The sequence below is a fragment of the Vibrio sp. 10N.222.46.A1 genome (genome assembly GCF_041473595.1).
Lineage (GTDB): Bacteria > Pseudomonadota > Gammaproteobacteria > Enterobacterales > Vibrionaceae > Vibrio > Vibrio tasmaniensis_A.
On record NZ_JBFRSN010000001.1, the window covers coordinates 1 to 2352 of the forward strand.

A 2352-nucleotide genomic window follows, 5' to 3' on the forward strand; every position below is an offset into this window, starting at 1 on the left:
GAACAAGTGAAAGCGTTAGAAGACAGCTATCGAACCATTTTATTTACGATTGAAGGAAAAAAGGCGGTACCAACCAGCTTTGCACGTTCTATTTATAAGCAGTCAAAATTGTTGGTGCAAAACAGTGAGCGATTGCATCTAAGAATGATGAATGCTTACCAACAAGAACTGACCCGTTTAGATTTCTATCACGATACTCTGATGCCCAACGATTTAGTGGTGGAGATAGAACAGCATGTTTTGAAGGCTCACCCGGACATGGTGCTCAATTGGCTGCATCGAAATCGAGATGAGATCTTGGTTGATGTGACACAAGCGCACAACAAAGTTGCGATCATGCAGCACCGAATGGAAAACATGTCGGAATACCCAATCAGCGCCATCAAACTTGGTGACGGTGATATTGCTGCCTACGCACGGATTGATAGTCCTTTGTTCAAAATCGGTGAGATTCGACTTGAAGATCTTCAATTAGAAACGCAATACATCAGTGAAAACCAAAGCAAAACCATGCCAGAGTGGTTGGGCATATCACCGTATTTTCGCACCGTTAGTAATAACGATATGTTACTGGAGTTAGTGAAAGTGAATGGCTGGGCGTTACTTCCAAAAAGCTTAGCGACCGAAGCGGTGAACACGAAGCAGCTACGCCGAATAGAGTTCAATGAGTTGCTTTCACACAGCGCGAAGTTCGGGCTCTCATTCTTCTATCCAACGAGTTTTGAAAATACCAATGTGTATAAAGGTTTGGTTGAAGTACTGAAGGGTTACGCAACTAAGAATTTGTAGACCCAACTTTAGTATCGCTTTGAAAGGTACTTAATATAAGTTGAGAGTGAGAGCGCGGTAGATGCACTCTGGTTGAAGCGGAGTGTTGATTATGAATAGGACAAAGGCCAAGTGGCCTTTGTCTCAGGTTTACGCGTGCTTAGTTTGATTAGTTTGCAGATTTAATGATCGTTTCAGTCACATCTCCAATCAAACCCGGCTGGATTAACTGGAAGCTGATCGCTTTTCCAGATTCTTGGATATCTCGCATGTTGTATTGAAGCTGAGTGAAGTCATCTCCCCACTGATAGCGAAGCAACGTTTCTCCTGTTTGTAGGTGATAGTTAACAGCGTATTCCGTCGCGTAGCCAGACATCACACCATCAATGGGTGCAATTGGCGCATCATGTGGGATCTTGTAAGTAAGCGAGTCCAGTTTGACCATACCGTTGATCACGCTGCTCGGCTCCGTAAGGTGTTCCATGTAGTAACTTGAATGTACAAACCTGTCTTCTGGGTTGGCATTACCGCCAGTCCCTAAGTTGGTTTGTGAGTATTGTGCTTCTTTTGGCCCCCAACCGCGTTTAGAGCGTTCTACATTGGCCAGATGTTGGTCGTAATCGGGTTGGTTGGTCATTACGGTGTATTCCGCGCCATGCCATACTCGAGGTCCTTCTGCTCTAAATTCTATAATTGCTGAGTCACCCGATGTGTCTTGAAGGCTAATGTGCAGAGCAATTCTAACGGGAATACCGGGTACGAATTCAATGGCAGGTTGCGATTTTTCAACGAATTTAACGGCCTCTTCAACAGTACTAAACTGCGATAAAACATGTTTAAGGTAGGTCAGCGTACCTAAGTCGTCAGCTTGCGTTGAGTCATCTGTATCCATGTTTCGGTCGTACAGCACATTACCACTAAGCCCTTCACTATTCATACCATCAGTAATTTGCCCATAAGTTGTTAATCCAGTGACATCATATTTAGAGGTTACTTGGTTAGAGTTATTTAAGTGGGTAAGGTAAGCGCTGTTTTTTGGAATGTTGACGAGGTGGACGTTGGTTGGTTCTGACCAGTCCACTGTACGTGAAACGAATGTGCCTTGATCTTGTGTATCCCAAAGCAAGCGGGTACATGCTTCGGCGGCAGTAACAACGCCCATAGAGAAGGTAGCAATAATAGCGGTAGATAAAATTTTCTTATTCATGATGAATGCCTTTGTAATTTGAGAACGCAATCATCATGACATTGAATCTAGAAACGAAAAATTCACATATGCGGGTTAAAATCCATCAATATGGCTAGATAACACGTTAATATTGTTACCTAACCCATTAATATAACTATGGGGCGAAGTGTGCTTGAGTGATTTTCTTGATTGTAGGTAGTGGTTCTTTGTTACCCATTGATACTGGGTAATACAAGGTTAGTCCAAAATTAAAATGATTTGCGACCTGTTTTACTTGGAGAGCTACCAACTCGCCGCGCTGGACTAGGGGCTTTGCTAGATCGGTACTCATGATTGCCCAACCGTCATGTTTTACCAATTCTAATAAGAGGTCGTTATTGCTGACTAGGTGGTAC

2 protein-coding genes and 1 pseudogene are annotated in these 2352 nt (G+C 43.3%); 1 reads left to right on the forward strand and 2 read right to left on the reverse strand.

The genetic code is table 11. The annotated features are described in order from the left end of the window. On the forward strand, positions 1–789 hold a 789-nt coding region (locus AB4496_RS00005; protein ID WP_372130460.1), incomplete at its 5' end, for a LysR family transcriptional regulator. 148 nt (positions 790–937) lie between these two features. Here AB4496_RS00005 and AB4496_RS00010 read toward each other — a convergent pair. After that, positions 938–1975, reverse strand: coding sequence for a linear amide C-N hydrolase (locus tag AB4496_RS00010; protein ID WP_009844918.1), 1038 nt, complete (start codon positions 1973–1975; stop codon positions 938–940). Positions 1976–2111: 136 nt separating this feature from the next. Further along, a pseudogene (locus tag AB4496_RS00015) lies at positions 2112–2352 on the reverse strand (LysR family transcriptional regulator); the annotation flags it as partial.